Origin of the sequence: Flexivirga meconopsidis (assembly GCF_026162425.1) — a bacterium.
Lineage (GTDB): Bacteria > Actinomycetota > Actinomycetes > Actinomycetales > Dermatophilaceae > Flexivirga > Flexivirga meconopsidis.
The window spans coordinates 44,251-60,642 of the sequence record NZ_JAOBQJ010000006.1 but is presented as its reverse complement, the minus strand read 5'-3'; the positions used below and the strand labels follow the sequence as shown (position 1 = coordinate 60,642).

Genomic DNA, 16,392 nt, shown 5'->3' with positions numbered 1-16,392 from the left:
TGCGCCCACCCTGCTGCCTGTTCTGTTTGACTTGACGGCAGGCGTGTATGACGAAACCGCCCCGAGGAGGAGGACCGGTGAAGCTCGAACTGCGTGGGATCACCAAGCGATTCGGCACATTCACGGCGAACGACCAGATCGACCTGGTCGTCGAGCCGGGGGAGATCCACGCGCTGCTCGGCGAGAACGGCGCCGGCAAGTCGACCCTGATGAACGTGCTTTACGGGCTCTACGAGCCGACCGCGGGCGAGATCCTCATCGACGACGTGCCGCAGCGCTTCTCGGGACCGGGTGACGCGATGCGCGCCGGTATCGGCATGGTGCACCAGCACTTCATGCTCGTGCCCGTGCTCACCGTCGCTGAGAACGTCATGCTCGGCGACGAATACACCCGCGCCGCAGGCATGTTGGACGAAAAACGCGCCGAGAAGGTGGTGCGGCAGCTGTCGCAGGACTATCACCTGGAGGTCCACCCCGACGTCCTCGTGGAGGACCTGCCGGTCGGCATCCAGCAGCGCGTGGAGATCCTCAAGGCGCTCGCCCGCGACGCGAAGGTGCTCATCCTCGACGAGCCGACCGCCGTGCTGACGCCGCAGGAGACCGACCACCTGATGGACGTCATGCGCTCGCTCAAGGAGCGCGGCACCTCGATCGTCTTCATCAGCCACAAGCTGCGCGAGGTGCGCGCGATCGCCGACACGATCACGGTCATCCGCCGCGGCAAGGTGGTCGGCCAGGCGCAGCCGTCGGCCACCGCCGCCGAACTCGCCGCACTGATGGTCGGCCGGCCGGTGCAGCTGCAGGTCGACAAGGCGCAGGCGCAGCCGGGGGAGACCGTGCTCGACATCGACAACCTGCGGGTCATGGCGCCGACCGGGCAGGTGCTGGTCGACGACGTGAGCCTGGAGGTCAAGGCCGGCGAGATCTACGCGATTGCCGGGGTCCAGGGCAACGGCCAGTCCGAGCTCACCGAGGCGATCGTCGGCCTGGTCGAGCCGGCGGCCGGCACGATCAAGCTCGGCGACGCCGACGTCACCGACTCCTCCACCGACGACATCCTGGCCCGCGGGGTCGGTTACGTGCCGGAGGACCGCATGCACGACGGTCTCGTCGGCAGCTTCAGCATCGCCGAGAACCTCGTCCTCGACACGTATGACGAGAAGCCCTTCGGCAGCGCAATCTCGTTGAACCTGAACGCGATCGGCAAGAACGCCACCGAGCGCATCGAGGAATTCGACGTACGCACGCAAAGCGCCGACGCGGCCGCGTCCACCCTGTCGGGCGGTAACCAGCAGAAGGTGGTGCTGGCCCGGGAGATGTCGCGACCGCTCAAACTGCTCGTGGTCTCCCAGCCGACCCGCGGCGTCGACGTCGGATCGCAGGAGTTCGTCCACAAGCGACTCGTCGCCGAGCGCGACCAGGGCACCGCCGTGCTGCTGGTCAGCACCGAACTCGACGAGGTGATCGGCCTCGCGGACCGGGTCGGTGTGATGTACGGCGGCAAGATCATCGGCGAACTCCCGCCCACCGCGTCGGCCGAAGAGTTCGGCCTGCTGATGGCTGGACAGGCCTCCACGGAAACCAAGGAGACAGCATGAGCACCGGCGGCGACGGGCCGGACTTGAGCAAGCGCGAACCCAAGGCCGAGGAAACCGCCGAGCAGTCGGCAGTGCAGGGCGACACCGAGCTGAAGCGCGCGGAGAGCGGCGACGACCGCACCCGCGAGACGATCACCCAGATCCTGCGCAGCGACCACCCCGCGGTGGTCACCGTGCTCGCGGTGATCTGCGCGATGATCGTCGGCGCGATCCTGATCATCGCCTCCGACGGCCCGACCCGCGACGCGATGAAGTACTTCACCGCCGCGCCGGCCGACACCTTCAACGCCGCCGGGTGGGCCGTCCGGGACGCCTACCTGGCGATCTTCCAGGGCGCGATCTACAACCCGAACGCCGGCCAGAAGCTGGCGCCGATCTCCGAGACGCTGGTCTATGCGACGCCGCTGATCCTCGCCGGTCTGTCGGTCACGTTGGCCTTCCGGGCGGGCCTGTTCAACATCGGTGCACAGGGTCAGATCCTGATGTCAGCGGCCCTCGCCGGCTACATCGGTTTCGCGTGGGATCTGCCCGCCGGCATTCACATCGTGGTGGCGATCATCGGCGGCATCATCGGTGGTGCGATCTGGGCTGCGCTGGCCGGCGTGCTCAAGGCGAAAACCGGTGCGCACGAGGTCATTACGACGATCATGCTCAACTACATCGCAGTGTTCTTCGTCAACTTCCTGCTCACCGAAAGCTGGTTCCAGGCACCACCGTTCAGCCAGGCGGTCTCCCGCACGGTCGACGGCAATGCGCAGTTCTGGCACCTGTTCGGCTCCGACCTGCGGGTCAACTTCTCGTTCGTGCTCGCCGTGCTGGCGACGGCGTTCGTCTGGTGGCTGCTGAAGTACGGCACGTTCGGCTTCCGGGTGCGCGCTGTCGGCGCCAACCAGGACGCAGCACGGACCGCAGGCATGAGCGTCTCCTCGACGTACATCTGGGTGATGGTGGTCGTCGGTGCTCTCGCCGGACTCGCCGGTGTGTCGCAGATCCTGGGCAGCGCTAACAACTACCAGGTGACCGCGAGCGTCGACGGCGGCGTCGGCTTCACCGCCATCACGGTCGCGCTGCTCGGCCGGGGCACCGCATGGGGCACGTTCTGGGCGGGTCTGCTCTTCGGCGCGCTGACCGCCGGCAGCGGGCAACTGCAGGCCTCGACGTCGACACCGCCCGACCTGGTGCAGGTGCTGCAGGCGCTGGTCGTCATATTCATCGCCGCGCCCGGCCTGATCCGGTTGATCTTCCGATTGCGCCGCAGCTCCGCAGGCGGCTCCGCCGTGCTCGCGAAGGGATGGAACGGATGAGCCAGCACTCCGTCGAACAGGTCGAGGTAGCGCCCGGCGAGGTCGTCACCCAGCACCTGGTCGAGGTGCCGATGTCGCCATCACGGCGCATCGGCATCGGCGCCGCGATCGTGGTGATCGGTCTCATTGCAGCCGTGCTGCTCGGCAAATCGGCCGGCTCGTCCTCGACCAGGTTCGACCTCAACGGGTCCGGCGCGGACCTGACCGTGCCGACCTTCTCGGTCCCCGGCACCGGGCTGATCATCGCCTGCGGCGTGGTCATCATCGCGCTCGGCGTGGTGCAGATCGTGCGCGGCTTCGGCAAGCGGGCGCTGCGCTACGTCGGCATCGCAGTCGCGCTGCTGTTCATCGTGGCGTTCCTGACGTGGGCCGGCACCGAGGGCAAGCAGTCAGTGCAGGTCGGCTCGCTGCTGCAGCAGACGCTCTTCCTCGCGACCCCGCTGATCCTCGGCTCGATGGCCGGTCTGATGTGCGAGAAGACCGGGGTCATCAACGTCGCGATCGAGGGCCAGATGCTTTTCGGCGCGTTCGCCGGGGCGCTGTTCGGCACCATTGCCAGCAACTGGTTGGGGCTGCTCGCCGCGGTCATCATCGGCGGCCTGGCCGGTGCCCTGTTGGCCGTCTTCGCCATCAAGTTCACCGTCAATCAGGTGATCCTCGGTGTCGTCATCAATGCGTTCGCGCTCGGCCTCACCGGTTACCTGTATGACGCGGTGATGGCCAACGACGCCACCAGCACCAACCAGCCTGCGGTGTTCAATCCGATCAAGATCCCGCTGCTCGGCGACATCCCGGTGGTCGGCTCGCTGCTGTTCAACCAGACGATCATCACCTACCTGATGTACGTCATCGTGATCGTTATCGACGTCATGCTGCTGCGCTCCCGGTGGGGCCTGCGCACCCGGGCGGTCGGCGAGCATCCCAAGGCCGCCGACACGGTCGGCATCAACGTGCTGCGACTGCGTTACCGCAACGTCATCCTCGGCGGCTGCATCGCCGGCCTCGCCGGTGCCGCGCTCACGATCGGCTCGGTCGGGCAGTTCAACAAGAACATGACCTCCGGCCAGGGCTTCATCGCGCTGGCGGCGCTGATCTTCGGCCGCTGGACGCCGCGCGGCGCGCTCGGCGCGTCGATCTTCTTCGGCTTCGCCAGCGCCCTGCAGACCGCGTTGTCCCTGCTCGCCACCCCGGTGAAGATCGACTCCAACCTGCTGCAGATGCTGCCCTACCTGGCCACCATTTTCGCCGTCGCCGGTCTGGTCGGCCGGGTGCGGGCGCCCGCCGCCGACGGCGAGCCCTACGTGAAGGGCTAGGTCATGACGCAATCACCTGCCGGAGGAGATCGGGGTCCCCGCGAAGCATCGGAGCGAGGAACGAGCGCAGAACTTCGTGGGGTGGTCGATTGGGATTCGCTGACCGACGCTGCGACCGAGGCGATGCGGGCCGCGTACGCGCCATACAGCCGCTTCCCGGTGGGGGTGGCCGGGCTCGTCGACGACGGCCGGGTTGTCTCCGGCTGCAATGTCGAGAACGCCGCGTACGGCGTGACGCTCTGCGCGGAGTGCGGCATGGTCAGCGAGCTGATCCGCACCGGCGGTGGCCGGCTGGTCGCTGTGTCGTGCGTCAACGCGCAGGGTGAGGCGCTGATGCCGTGCGGCCGATGCCGCCAATTGCTTTGGGAACACGGCGGACCGGAGTGTCAGTTACGCACGCCCGAGGGTGTCTGGACCATGCGGCAGGTGCTGCCGCAGGCGTTCGGCAACGCCGACCTGGAGCACGTCGCCGGCGGCTGAGCCGGGCTCAGCCGACGCTGGGTATGGCGCTGCCCGCGCCCTTGGCGAGGCACGAGGTGGTGGTGGTTGCGAGCTTGGCCGAGTCGAGCGGGTTGAGCTTGTTGATCTGGCCGGACTGCAGCGCGCGCAGGGTGGCGTCGGAAAAGCTGTCGTAGCCGTCGTCGACTACGCAGTCGGCGACGTTGCTCATCAGTGCGCGCGGCACGCCCTTGCCGACGAAGTAGTCGTTCAGGCCGGTCTTGACCTGCTCCTTGGTCGGCTTGCCGCCGGTGTCGCTGGACCCGGCGCTCGGAGCCTTCGTCGCCTGCGACGTGGGGGCGGCTGCGCTCGAGGAGACTGCCGCCTTGTTGTCGGAGGATGAGCCGAAGCTGCAGCCGGCCAGTCCGACGGGCAGCGCCAGCAAGAGCGCGGCGGCGCCGAGCTTGGCGGGAGTGGTCGAGCGCATGTGGGTTCTCACTTTCGGCAGGGTCCAGGTCGTGAACTCCCGCGTTGGACGTGGCGAAGCCGGTGTCGGTTGCATGGCAACCGGCACCGGCTTCGGCGGGAGCAGAGCTCAGCTGCCCGGCGTCATCGTCTTCTGGCAGGAGTCGGTTGCGTCGGTCAGGGTCTTCTCGTCGTCCGACTTGATCTTGGTGTCCTTGGTGAAGTTGCCCGAAGCCAGCTTGTCCAGGGTGTCGGCGCTCACTTTGTCGTAGCTCTTGTCGAAGATGCAGTCGGCCATCTTGTTGAACGTGGCATCCGGGACCGAAGAAGCGGCGGAGCCGGCCTCCTTCTTGATCGCCTTCACGTAACCGGCCTTGACGTCGTCCTTGCTCGGCTTGTCGCCTCCGCCGCTTCCACAGGCGCTCAGGGCGATCGGCAGGCTGACGAGCATGGCGGCGGCCGCGGTGCGAGTGATGATCTTCATGGTGTTTCCCCTCCTGGATGATGGTGTGCGATGTGGATGTCGGGGCATCGCAGAGACTGACGCACCGGTGTGACGACCGGTTCCCCCGCCCTGGCAAGATCCTTTCATGAGTGAAAAGTTCGATGCCGTCGACGTGATCCGGGCCAAGCGTGACAAGCAGCCGCTTGCGCCGGAGCAGATCGACTGGGTGATCGACGCCTACACCCGCGGGGCGGTCGCCGAGGAGCAGATGTCGGCCCTGGCGATGGCGATCCTGCTCAACGGGATGAGCCGCGAGGAGATCTCCCGCTGGACGGCGGCGATGATCGCCTCCGGTGAGCGGATGGACTTCGGATCGCTGTCCAAGCCAACCGCCGACAAGCACTCGACCGGCGGTGTCGGTGACAAGATCACCCTGCCGCTCGCTCCGCTCGTCGCGGTGTATGGCGTTGCGGTGCCACAGCTTTCGGGTCGCGGCCTGGGTCACACCGGCGGCACACTGGACAAGTTGGAGTCGATCCCGGGCTGGCGGGCGAGCCTGACCAACGAAGCGATGATGCAGCAGCTCGAGAATGTTGGCGCGGTCATCTGCGCGGCCGGCTCCGGGCTCGCGCCGGCCGACAAGAAGCTCTACGCGTTGCGCGACGTCACCGGCACTGTGGAGGCGATTCCGTTGATCGCCAGCTCGATCATGAGCAAGAAGATTGCCGAAGGCACCGGCTCACTCGTGCTCGACGTCAAGGTCGGCAGCGGCGCCTTCATGAAGTCCACCGACGACGCGCGCGAACTCGCCCGCACCATGGTCGACCTCGGCACCGATGCGGGAGTCACCACCGTTGCGCTGCTCACCGACATGTCGACCCCGCTCGGCCGCACCGCGGGCAACGCGCTCGAGGTGCAGGAGTCGATCGACGTGCTCGCCGGCGGTGGCCCGTCCGACGTGATCGAACTGACCGTGACCCTCGCCCGCGAAATGCTCGCTGCCGCAGGCAAATCCGACGTCGACCCGGCCGAGGCGCTGCGTGACGGCCGCGCGATGGACGTATGGCGCCGAATGATCGAGGCACAGGGCGGCGATGCTTCCGCGGCGCTGCCGGTAGCCGCCGAACAGGAGGTGATCACCGCCGACGCGACCGGGGTCGTGCAGCGCCTCGACGCGCTCTCGGTCGGGGTCGCGGCGTGGCGGCTCGGTGCGGGTCGGGCTCGCAAGGAAGACCCGGTGCAAGCCGGGGCCGGCGTCGTCATACACGCCAAACCGGGGGAGCCGGTGACCGCGGGCCAGCCGCTGCTGACCCTGCACACCGACACCCCGGAGCGGTTCGCGCGGGCGAAGGAAGCCCTGCAAGGATCCTGGACGATCGGTGAATCCGTTGCCGACACAACGCCGTTGGTCATCGACCGGATAGCGTGACCCGCGCAGATCACCTGGCGCAGAACCGGAAGGTGTTCACCAGGAGGGTGCCGTTGTGCCAGGTCTCGTTGTACTGATAGGCGATGCAGGGGTCCGTGGTTAGCAGGCGCTTCACCGGGTAACGCCAAGCAGGCCCGCCGGCTCTGGCGTGCACCTGGCGGCCGCCACGATCCCAGCCCGCCCAGTGCTGCAGGTAGGCCGAGGAACGGTTCACCATCTTTCTGTTCGTCACCCAGACCGTCACTGCGCGACAGTTGGGCGAGTAGTAGACCGTCAGCAGGGTCGCCGTGGACGGTCCCCCTTGGTGACCTTGGCTCACCCTGGCTTCAGGGATGTATGTGACCATGTGACCACCGGCGTAGGCGCCCGCCGCGATCTTCCAACTGCAGCTACTCGCGGCCGTCGGGTGACTGACCGCGTCCGCCCGGCTCTGAAAACCGACCGCACTTGCGCCGACAGTGGCGCACGCGACCGTCGTGATCGCCAAGGCTCGAATGGGCTTGCGAATGAATGACATTGGATTTCCCCCTGTGTGTTATCGCACGCTCTCCCCAAGAGCGTGCGACTCGGACGCGGATAGCCACTCGGCGGTTCCGGCGGCGCACTACAGTGAGCGAATGGTTGACCTCTATCCCGAGCCGGTGCGCATCCCGGTCCCCGGCGGCAAGATCATCGACGAGCACATCGGCCTGGCGAGCACCGGTGAGCCGCGCGTGAGTGTGGCGCACATGGTGGCGCCGGCCGGCTGGGACGAGCCGTTCCAGACGCCCGAGTTCGACGAGTTCACAGTCGTATTGCGTGGTCAGGTGATCGTCGAGCACGGCGACGGCGAACGCACCACGGTTGATGCGGGGCAGAGCGTCAAGACGACCGCTGGTGAACGCATCCGATACTCCTGCGGGCCGGACGGCGCCGACTACGTCGCCGTGTGCCTGCCGGCGTTCAGCCCGGAGACGGTGCACCGCGATGAGTGAGACCGCAATGACGGCAGCGAACGATGCGGCCACCCTGATCCGCCCGGAGATCAAGGCATTGCCGAAGGTGCTGCTGCACGACCACCTCGACGGGGGTCTGCGGCCGGCAACGATCGTGGAGCTGGCCGAAGAGAACGGCTACGAGGACCTGCCCACCACCGACCCCGAGGCGCTGGGCAAGTGGTTCCGCGAGGCCGCCGACTCCGGGTCGCTGGAGCGCTACCTGGAGACGTTCGACCACTCGGTCGCGGTGATGCAGACTGCGGGCGCGCTGCGCAGGGTCGCCTCGGAGGCCGCGCAGGAGCTGGCGGAGGACGGCGTCGTCTACGCCGAGATCCGTTACGCCCCAGAGCAACACCTCGAAGGAGGGTTGACCCTCGAGCAGGTTGTCGAGGCCGTCAATGAGGGCTTCCGCGAGGGCGAACGCGCTTCGGGTAACCGCATCGTCGTGCGGGCGCTGCTCACCGCTATGCGGCACGCGGCCAAGTCCACCGAGATCGCGCAACTGGCCGTCCGCTACCGTGACCAGGGCGTCGCCGGCTTCGACATCGCCGGCGCGGAGGCGGGTTTCCCGCCCACGCGCCATCTTGATGCGTTCGAATACTTGCAGAGGGAGAACGCGCACTTCACCATTCACGCCGGCGAGGCGTTCGGCCTGCCGAGCATCTGGGAGGCGATCCAGTGGTGCGGGGCAGAGCGACTCGGCCACGGCGTGCGGATCATGGACGACATCTCGACCGATGAGGCGGGCGCGGAGCAGCTCGGGCGCCTGGCGGCATACGTCCGGGATCGTCGCATCCCGCTCGAAATGTGCCCGTCCTCCAATCTGCAGACTGGTGCCGCGAATTCCATTGCGGCACACCCGATCACGCACCTGAAGGACCTGCGTTATCGCGTCACGATCAACACCGACAACCGGTTGATGAGCGGCACCTCGATGTCCAAGGAGATGCAGCTGCTGGTCGACGAGGCGGGCTGGACCGTCGACGACCTGCGCTGGGCGACGATCAACGCGATGAAGTCGGCGTTCCTGCCCTTCGACGAGCGGCTGGCGATCATCGACGATGTGATCAAGCCCGGATATTCGCGTTGAGCTGATCGGGCGGCAGCAGCCTCGCGCGGATCCCGTTGTCCCGCTGCAGTCTTGCGCCGTCGCGGGCGCTGCGCTCAGCCAGCACCGCGGACAGGAAGTCCTCGGGGTTGGTGCGCGGTGGGGGCGGCGGCGACACCAGCGGTTGCACTTGCGCCAGCAGGTTGTCGGTGAGCGCCGCGCGAGCCGCGGGGGAGAGGGTCCAGCGCCGGATCAGGAACTGGCGCATGGCCAGCGCCACGCCATCGGGCAGCGGCGCGATGTCGGCGCTTCGCGCCCACTCCCGCAGGTATGGCGGGGGCTCCGGCGGCGCCACGAGCTTCATGCCGGTCTGCTCGCGCACGACATACGTGCCCGCGGCCAGGTCACCGAGGCGTTTGCTGCGCAGGTTGCTCGCCGCGGCCACCAGGGCGGGCACACCCTGCAACGTCCAGATCTCGACGATCGACAACAGGCCACGGACGAACGCGTGGCGAAACACGATCGGCCCGCCGTCGTCGCGCACCACGCGCAGTTTCATGATCAGCTTGCCGAGTGACCGGCCGCGGGTCAGCGTCTCGATTGTCACCGGGATCACGAGCAGGCAGAGCACCATCGACAACAGCACCAGTGTGCTGAAGGTGGCGTCGCTCGCACCGCCGGACATGAACGTGAGCGCGAGGATCAGCCCCACGAACAGCAGCAGGTAGAGCGCCCGGTCGATGACGGCACCGACCACTCGGGTCGGCAGCGGTGCGGCGGGCACGTCGATGAGGACGGCCTCGCCGGTGATCATCAGGTCGCTGTCGGCGCCGCGCAGCCGCCGAGGGCGCTGCGGCGTGCTCGGCGCGGACATGTCAGCACCCTATATTGAGCGCGTGGATCTGGACGCTTACGTCGTGGCGCATCACGCCGAGTGGGAGCGGCTGCGGGTGCTCGGCGCCCAGCGACGGCTGAGCGGGGCCGAGGCGGACGAGCTGCTCGACCTCTACCAGCGGGTCGCCACTCAGCTGTCGGTGATTCGTTCTGCCGCACCGGATCCGACCGTCGTGCAATACCTTTCGACCCTGCTGGCCAAGGCGCGCACCGCGGCCCTCGGCCGGCGCACGGCGTCGTGGTCAGGGGTCGCGGACTTCGTGGTGCGACAGCTGCCGGCGGTGCTCTACCGGGCGCGCTGGTGGTGGATCGGCGCGGCGGCAGCCAGCATCCTCGCGGCGTTTGTGGTCGGGGCGTGGATCGCCCGCAACCCCGACGTGCAGACGTCATTCGTGTCGCCGGAGCAGGCCAGGCAGTTGGTGAACGGCGACTTCCGCGACTACTACTCCGAGTATGCCGCCACCGACTTCGCGGCGCGGGTGTGGACCAACAACGTCTGGGTCTCTGCGTTGTGCATCGCCTTCGGGGTGCTCGGCGCACCCGTCATCTACCTGCTCTGGCAGAACGTCGTCAATGTCGCGATCTCCGGCGGCATCATGGTGTCCTACGGCCACGGGGGAGAGTTCTTCGGCCTGATCCTGCCGCACGGAATCCTCGAGCTGACAGCGGTTTTCGTCGCTGCCGGTGCCGGGCTGCGATTGTTCTGGTCCTGGGTGGAGCCGGGGGCGCGCACCCGCTCGGACTCCCTCGCGCACGAGGGCCGCGCGACGGTGATCGTGGCGATCGGCCTGGTCGGCGTGTTGCTCGTCAGCGGCATCATCGAGGCGTTCGTGACGCCGTCGTCGCTGCCGACCTGGGCGCGGATCGGGATCGGCATACTCGCCGAGATCGCCTTCCTCGCCTACGTTTTCGTGCTGGGCAGGCGTGCCGCCCGAGCCGGCGAGACCGGTGATGTAGGCGAGATCGACCAGGCCGCGGTACGACCGGTCAGCGCCTGAGCGTGCTGGTGCGTTGATCCCGATGCGGGCCCGCGCGCGCTTCGCGGCGGCCGGGCGCGAAACTCACCGATAAGGTGTGCGGCGCGCCGCGCGAGCGCTGTTTTTCGGCGTGTCGGGCGCCTATTCGGTGAGTTATGCGGGCTCGCCCGTGCCCGCGCGCGCTTCGCGGCGGCCGGGCGCGAAACTCACCGATAAGGTGTGCGGCGCGCCGTGCGAGCGCTGTTTTTCGGCGTGTCGGGCACCTATTCGGTGAGTTATGCGGGCTCGCCCGCGCCCGCGCCCGCGCCCCGTGCCCGCCCGCCCCCCGCGCCCCCGCGACGCCGACCTAGAGCAGCCCGCGGCTCTTGAGCAACAGGTAGTGGTCGACGAGCGCGACCGGCAGCTTGTCCGGTGGCTCGTCGAGCACGGTGACGCCGAGGCGTTCGAGAGCCTCCCGGGTGCGTCGCCGGAGCAGCTCGGTGCGTTCGGCGGCTGCTGCGTCATACACCTCGGCGGGAGCGTCGCGACGCTCCGCCATCGCCCGCACGCTCGGGTCGGCGACGGAGGCGAGGACCACGCGATGCCGGGTTGCCAGGGTGGCGAGGACGGGGAGCAGTCCCTCCTCGATCGCGGCCGGCTCGAGCGGTGTCACCAGCACGACGAGTGACCGGTTGCGCGGCAGACCGGCACCGACCAGACGCGTCCAATCGGCTTCCACGAGAGTGGGTTCGAGCGGTGCCATGGCGGTGACGAGGGCGTGCAGGAGCTCTGCGCGATCAGTGATTCCGGACACCCGGGAGCGCACCCGTCGGTCGCCGGCGAGGAACTGCACCTTGTCACCCGCCCGCGACGCGAGTGCTGCGAGCAGCAACGTCGCGTCCATGCCGGAGTCCAGCCGGGTGATATCCCCGATGCGGCCGGCGGAGGTGCGGGAGGTGTCCAGCACGACGACGATGCGGCGGTCACGCTCGGGCTGCCAGGTGCGCACGACCGGGTGCTGCCGCCGCGCTGTCGCGCGCCAGTCGATGCTGCGTACGTCGTCGCCGTCGACATAGTCCCGCAGCGAGTCGAACTCGGTGCCTTGGCCGCGCACCCGCACCGCCGACCGTCCATCGAGCTGTCGCAGCTGTGCCAGCTTGCTCGGCAGATGGCGACGGGACGGGAAGGCCGGCAGCACGCGGACACTGCCCGGCACCGGTGTCGAGCGCTGCCGTTGGGCGAGGCCGAGCGGTCCGGCGGTGCGCACGGTCAGCAGATCGGTGCGACGATCGCCCCGTCTGGTGGGGGTGAGAGCCGTCTGCAGCCGAGTCTGTTCGCCCGGTGGGAGCCGCAGCGCCATACGCTCACCGACGGCGCCGGCGGACGGCGGCCACGCATCGCGGACACTGCCCCGGAGAGTGCGATCACCGGTGTTGCGCAACAACAGCGTGCTCTCCGTCGACTCACCGAGTCGCACCTGGCCGATCGGAACCCGCTGCGGCATAAGCGTTTTCGTCGGAGGCGCCAGCCAGAGATCGACTCCGACCAGCATCGCGACGAGCAGCAGCCACCAGAAGACCGTCCACAGCCCCGGGTGGATGACGACCGCGACGAAGCCGACCGCTGCGAGCAGCGCGGTGCGGCCGGTCAGCCTCATCGGCCAATCACCGTGGCACCGGGACGGATCCGATCGCGGAGTCCAGCACCGTCGCCACTCCGACGCCCTCCAGCTCCGCCTCCGGCCGCAGCTGGAGCCGGTGCGCGAGCGTGGGCACGGTCATCGCCTTCACGTCGTCCGGGGTGACGAAGTCGCGACCGTTCAGCCAGGCCCACGCGCGGCTCGTCGCGAGCAGGGCGGTCGTCGCACGGGGGCTGGCGCCGAGCGAGAGCGACGGCGAGGTGCGGGTCGCCCGCGCCACGTCCACGATGTATGACGCGACATCGCTGCCGACCTGCACCCGGCGCACCGCCTGGGCCCCCGCCTCGAGGTCGGCCGGGCCGGCCACCGCACGGACGCCTGCGGCCCGTAGGTCCTTCGGGTCGAATCCGGCGGCGTGCCGGCGCAACACCTCCAGCTCGGCATCTCGTGCGGGCAGCGGGAGCAGCACCTTCATCAGGAACCGGTCGAGCTGGGCTTCGGGCAGTGGGTAGGTGCCTTCGTACTCGACCGGGTTCTGCGTCGCCGCGACCAGAAACGGCTGCGGGAGCGGACGCGGTGTGCCGTCGATCGACACCTGACGCTCCTCCATCGCCTCCAGCAGCGCGGACTGCGTCTTGGGTGGCGTGCGGTTGATCTCGTCGGCGAGCAGCAGGTTGGTGAAGACCGGACCGGGGCGGAAGGTGAACTCCGATGTGCCGGCGTCGAAAACGAGCGAACCGGTGATGTCGCCGGGCATCAGGTCGGGGGTGAACTGCACGCGCTTGGTGTCGATGGCAAGCGCCGCGGCGAGTGCCCGCACCAGCAGGGTCTTGGCGACGCCGGGCACTCCTTCGAGCAGCACGTGACCCCGGCTGAGCAGGCCGATCACCAGCGCGGACACGGCGGCGTCTTGTCCCACAACGGCTTTGGCGACTTCGCCGCGCACCTCGCCGAGTGCCTGCCGCGCACGCTCAGCGGCCTCGTGTTCTTCGGGGGAGAGCGGGGTCATCCGCGGACCTGCCTTTCCAGGAGTTGCAGTCGCTTGCCAATGTCGGTCATCGATTGTTCGTCGGTGGCGTCCGGCCCGAGCAACAGCTCGTGCACCTCACGCGGGTCGATGCCGGCCGCATGTGCGACGCGCTCGACCAGCGGCCCGGTCGGCCCGGTCGGTGGCAGCCCGAGGTAACGGGCCAGTCGTCCCCGGGTCGCTGCGCGCAGCACGCGAGAGCTGCGCTCGGTGTCGCCGGCCTTGCGGTAGAGCAGTCCACGGCTGCGGGTCGTCTCGTCGGCACGCACGACGACCGGCAGCGGCTCCGGGACCAGGCGGCCGAATCGCCTTGCCCGCCATACGATCACCAGCACCGCGACAGCTCCGGCAAGCCAGACCGACGGTCCGAACCAGCGCGGCCAGGCCGGGCCCTGGGCAAGGGGATTGTCGGCGCTGCCGAGCGTCGGCGCGAACCAGACCAGCCGATCGGTGGACCCGAGCGTGCGCAGCGCAATGGCCGCGTTGTCGTCGCGCACAACCGTCTTGTTGGTGAACACTGCGCGGCTGCCGACGAGCACGGTCTCCGGGCGGCCGCCGTTGATCTCGGGCAGCACCAGCACCGCGCCGCTGCCGCCCTCGCCGAAACACGACGTGCCAACCGGCCCGGCGGTGTACTCGACGTCGGCATAACTCATCCGCAACCCCTCGAGCCACGGCACCGAACACACCGTGCTGGGCCGGCCCGCGACCGGGCCACCCTCAAGGTCGGGCAGCTGCATCGCGTGGGCTGTCTGCGGGTCGGCGTCGACGACCACGACCCGACGGGCACCGGAGGTGTGCCGCATGGCATCGCCAAGTGTGTCGTCGGCGAGCAGCTGGGGGCGAGTGATCAAAACCGTTGCCCCGGCTACCGATTGGTCGCGGAATTCATCGGGACTGCGTGCGATGTCGACCGAGACTCCCTGTTGCCCGAGCACTTGTGCGACAGCCCGGGTGCCGTCCGGGCCCGGGGCGTCGGGGTCCAACGGCTCGCTCGCGTTGCGCGGCAGCAGCAGGCTCACGCCGATCACGACGAGCACCAGCAGCGCGACGATCCCGCCGAGGATGAGGCGGCCGCGGGTGATCACGCGGGTGTTCCCGCCGTTGCGACGTGCTGCGGTCGGGCGCGGGTGAGCTCGTCGTCGAGGCTGCGCACGTGGGCGACGTCGTCGGCCGTTGCGGTCGCCCCGCCATACCGGACCCGGTCGAAGAGGTTCGCGCTGGCGAGCAGCGCGTCGTGGTGGCCCGGGAAGAAGGGTGCCAGTTCGAGACCGACTTCGTGCGCGGTGCGACCCGGGCGGGGGACGACCAGTGCGCGCTCCTCGGCCGACCGCGCGATCGCACGGAACAGGTCGAGCACGGCCGATCGCGAATCACCTTGTGACAGCGCGTGATTGGCCCGGCGACGTAACTGCTCCGCGGTCAGGGTGGTGTCGGCCAGCACCCCCGCCGCGGCAGTCGCGCGCCCCGGTCGGTCTCGTCGTCGCAGGTGGGCCAGCGCGTAGATGATGACGGCGACGAGCACGAGGAGCGCCGGCAGCAGCACCCACAGGGGGAGTGCGTCGCCGATGCCGTTCAGCAGCTCGTCGAGCTTGCCGGTGGCCCAGTCCCAGAGTCGCTGCAACCAGCTGCGCTGGTCGGCGTACGCCGGTTTGGCCAGCTCCCGGCGGAGCAGCTCGCGCGCCTCGCCGCCGCCCGGGTGCAGCGGAGCGTCACGCTGCACCGGCTTTGTCCTGACCGGCCGCCTGCATCAAGGTGACGTCGAGGGCTTCCTTGCGAATCCGCTGGTCCAAGTAGAGCAGGGCGACCACGCCCGCGGTGAACGGTGCGGTGAGTGAGCTGATCGCGACGGCCACCAACTGGTAGACGATGATCGCGCCGACCGACGGGGTGCCCGAGTCGGCCGCGCTAATGCCGAGGATGATGCCGGCCGGCATCATTGCGATCCCCGACACGAAGCCGACCATCAACTGCCCGAGGACGGTGATGCCGAAGATGCGCCACCACTGGCCTCTCGTGAGCGCCCAGGAGCGTTTGAACGCCGCGATCGGCCCGACGCGTTCCAGCACCAGCGCCGCACCGGCGAAGCTCAGCTTGAACCAGACGTAGACGAAGGCGACGAGCGCAACGAGGGCAAGGATGATCCCGACCGTCACCGTGAGCAAGACCGGCGCAGTGAGTGCCAGCAGCACGACGATGCCGACACCGACGCCGAGGACCACCAAGAAGGCGAGGGTCTGCAGCAGCGTCATCCCGAGCAGCGGCAGCAGCCGGCCGCGCACCTTCTGCCACGTCTCCCCGATCGAGATACGCCGGCCGAGCACCGCCTCGGACACCACGACCGTCAGCATGCCGGTGAGGAAGATCCCGGCGAACCCCATGTAGATGGTGCTGACGTTCTGCCCGATCTGGGTGCCGAAATTGAGCGTCGTGCCCGAGTCGTCGGTGGTGGTCAGATCGGCGTTGCTGAACGCGATCGTGGTCAGGATCGCCGGGATCGCCACGACGAGAGCGACGATTGCGGACAGCCCGAGCGTCGCCCCGGGGTTGCCGCGGATGGTGGCGAAGGTGCCCTCGAAGACGTCCCCGAGTCGTAGTGGCCGCAGCGGTATGACGCCGGGCTTCGGCGCCAGCTGGGCGTAACCGGGTTGCGGGCCGTGGCCAGGCGGCGGGCCGTAGCCCTGGTGCGGCGGCTGATATTGCTGCTGTGGCGGTTGTGGAGGGCCGTACTGCCCGTACTGCGGAGGCTGCTGGCCATACTGCGGCGGGGCCTGCTGGCCATACTGCGGTGCCGGCTGCTGCTGATCACCGCTCGGCGAGTCTCCCCCGGGGCTCGTCCAACCATTGCTCATGGAACGA

The 16,392-nt window shown here is 68.7% G+C and carries 17 protein-coding genes; 8 read left to right on the top strand and 9 right to left on the bottom strand.

Annotated elements, in window-relative coordinates; translation table 11 throughout:
• The first annotated feature begins 77 nt into the window (after window positions 1–77).
• The 4 genes from N2M23_RS19550 to N2M23_RS19535 are packed head-to-tail and all read left to right on the top strand — an operon-like array spanning window position 78 to window position 4,695.
• On the top strand, window positions 78–1,598 hold the full coding sequence (locus N2M23_RS19550; protein ID WP_265447886.1) for an ABC transporter ATP-binding protein: 1,521 nt from the start codon (window positions 78–80) through the stop codon (window positions 1,596–1,598).
• Complete coding sequence (locus tag N2M23_RS19545; protein ID WP_265447884.1) at window positions 1,595–2,902, top strand: ABC transporter permease; 1,308 nt, start codon at window positions 1,595–1,597, stop codon at window positions 2,900–2,902. Before N2M23_RS19550 ends, N2M23_RS19545 begins: the two co-directional genes overlap by 4 nt.
• Window positions 2,899–4,215, top strand: coding sequence for an ABC transporter permease (locus tag N2M23_RS19540; protein ID WP_265447883.1), 1,317 nt, complete (start codon window positions 2,899–2,901; stop codon window positions 4,213–4,215). The genes N2M23_RS19545 and N2M23_RS19540 overlap by 4 nt, the downstream gene beginning before the upstream one ends.
• 3 nt (window positions 4,216–4,218) lie before the next feature.
• Entirely contained in the window at window positions 4,219–4,695 is a 477-nt protein-coding gene (locus N2M23_RS19535) for a cytidine deaminase (RefSeq protein WP_265447882.1), read from the top strand.
• Between the two features lie 7 nt (window positions 4,696–4,702).
• Here the strand turns inward: N2M23_RS19535 and N2M23_RS19530 are convergent, their stop codons facing one another.
• Both N2M23_RS19530 and N2M23_RS19525 read right to left on the bottom strand, forming a co-directional pair.
• Window positions 4,703–5,140: a hypothetical protein gene (locus N2M23_RS19530; RefSeq protein ID WP_265447880.1), complete on the bottom strand. Its 438-nt coding sequence runs from the start codon at window positions 5,138–5,140 to the stop codon at window positions 4,703–4,705.
• Window positions 5,141–5,248: 108 nt separating this feature from the next.
• Window positions 5,249–5,602, bottom strand: a complete 354-nt coding sequence (locus N2M23_RS19525) for a hypothetical protein (RefSeq protein ID WP_265447878.1) — start codon at window positions 5,600–5,602, stop codon at window positions 5,249–5,251.
• Window positions 5,603–5,708: 106 nt separating this feature from the next.
• Here N2M23_RS19525 and N2M23_RS19520 point away from each other — a divergent pair, with 106 nt between their 5' ends.
• Window positions 5,709–6,992, top strand: a complete 1,284-nt coding sequence (locus tag N2M23_RS19520; protein ID WP_265447876.1) for a thymidine phosphorylase — start codon at window positions 5,709–5,711, stop codon at window positions 6,990–6,992.
• A gap of 10 nt (window positions 6,993–7,002) precedes the next feature.
• Here N2M23_RS19520 and N2M23_RS19515 read toward each other — a convergent pair whose 3' ends face one another.
• Window positions 7,003–7,209 (bottom strand): hypothetical protein, encoded by a 207-nt coding sequence (locus N2M23_RS19515; RefSeq protein ID WP_265447875.1) that lies wholly within the window; start codon window positions 7,207–7,209, stop codon window positions 7,003–7,005.
• A gap of 400 nt (window positions 7,210–7,609) precedes the next feature.
• Here N2M23_RS19515 and N2M23_RS19510 point away from each other — a divergent pair, with 400 nt between their 5' ends.
• Both N2M23_RS19510 and N2M23_RS19505 read left to right on the top strand, forming a co-directional pair.
• Window positions 7,610–7,966, top strand: coding sequence for a cupin domain-containing protein (locus N2M23_RS19510; protein ID WP_265447873.1), 357 nt, complete (start codon window positions 7,610–7,612; stop codon window positions 7,964–7,966).
• Entirely contained in the window at window positions 7,959–9,059 is a 1,101-nt protein-coding gene (locus tag N2M23_RS19505; protein WP_265447871.1) for an adenosine deaminase, read from the top strand. The genes N2M23_RS19510 and N2M23_RS19505 overlap by 8 nt, the downstream gene beginning before the upstream one ends.
• Here the strand turns inward: N2M23_RS19505 and N2M23_RS19500 are convergent.
• Window positions 9,037–9,891: an RDD family protein gene (locus N2M23_RS19500; RefSeq protein ID WP_265447869.1), complete on the bottom strand. Its 855-nt coding sequence runs from the start codon at window positions 9,889–9,891 to the stop codon at window positions 9,037–9,039. The two genes, N2M23_RS19505 and N2M23_RS19500, sit on opposite strands and share 23 nt — an antisense overlap.
• 22 nt (window positions 9,892–9,913) lie before the next feature.
• On the opposite strand from N2M23_RS19500, the gene N2M23_RS19495 reads away from it, so the two are divergent.
• Complete coding sequence (locus N2M23_RS19495) at window positions 9,914–10,909, top strand: stage II sporulation protein M (RefSeq protein ID WP_265447868.1); 996 nt, start codon at window positions 9,914–9,916, stop codon at window positions 10,907–10,909.
• 325 nt (window positions 10,910–11,234) lie between these two features.
• Here the strand turns inward: N2M23_RS19495 and N2M23_RS19490 are convergent, their stop codons facing one another.
• The 5 genes from N2M23_RS19490 to N2M23_RS19470 are packed head-to-tail and all read right to left on the bottom strand — an operon-like array spanning window position 11,235 to window position 16,385.
• Complete coding sequence (locus tag N2M23_RS19490; protein ID WP_265447867.1) at window positions 11,235–12,524, bottom strand: DUF58 domain-containing protein; 1,290 nt, start codon at window positions 12,522–12,524, stop codon at window positions 11,235–11,237.
• A 7-nt stretch (window positions 12,525–12,531) separates the two neighbouring features.
• Window positions 12,532–13,515: an AAA family ATPase gene (locus tag N2M23_RS19485; RefSeq protein ID WP_265447865.1), complete on the bottom strand. Its 984-nt coding sequence runs from the start codon at window positions 13,513–13,515 to the stop codon at window positions 12,532–12,534.
• Window positions 13,512–14,621 (bottom strand): DUF4350 domain-containing protein, encoded by a 1,110-nt coding sequence (locus tag N2M23_RS19480; RefSeq protein ID WP_265447863.1) that lies wholly within the window; start codon window positions 14,619–14,621, stop codon window positions 13,512–13,514. Before N2M23_RS19480 ends, N2M23_RS19485 begins: the two co-directional genes overlap by 4 nt.
• Window positions 14,618–15,256: a DUF4129 domain-containing protein gene (locus N2M23_RS19475; protein WP_265447862.1), complete on the bottom strand. Its 639-nt coding sequence runs from the start codon at window positions 15,254–15,256 to the stop codon at window positions 14,618–14,620. The genes N2M23_RS19480 and N2M23_RS19475 overlap by 4 nt, the downstream gene beginning before the upstream one ends.
• Entirely contained in the window at window positions 15,246–16,385 is a 1,140-nt protein-coding gene (locus N2M23_RS19470; protein WP_265447861.1) for a DUF7847 domain-containing protein, read from the bottom strand. The genes N2M23_RS19475 and N2M23_RS19470 overlap by 11 nt, the downstream gene beginning before the upstream one ends.
• Window positions 16,386–16,392 lie beyond the last annotated feature (7 nt).